We start from the raw sequence: 241 nt of genomic DNA, 5'->3' as shown, positions 1-241 counted from the left end.
CGCCACCGTAGCTCGGGCGCACACCCACAGTCGTTGGCTGGCCGAAGCCGCCCGCCAGCTGCGCGCCGTGCACCACCAACACCAACAGCTGACCAAAGTCGTGCGCCACAAGCGTTCAGCGACCGCCGAGGCGGCCCTGCGCACCGTCACCGCACTGCGCACCCGCGCCGCAGCCGACTACCGGCGCAGCGCCCCCAACCAGCCCGGCCTGCAGGAGTCCGCATGAACACCGGCATAGAAA

At 71.0% G+C, this 241-nt stretch carries 1 protein-coding gene; it reads left to right on the top strand.

Features of this window, described 5'->3' with window-relative positions:
• Positions 1–226, top strand: a 226-nt coding sequence (locus tag ACYQ8K_RS30340) for a hypothetical protein (protein ID WP_459975094.1), incomplete at its 5' end; no start/stop codon positions are given.
• Positions 227–241: the final 15 nt, after the last annotated feature.

It is taken from the genome of Mycobacterium sp. MUNTM1 (assembly GCF_054660795.1).
Note: the sequence above shows the minus strand (reverse complement) of the source record. Positions and strands in the feature narration are given on the sequence as shown.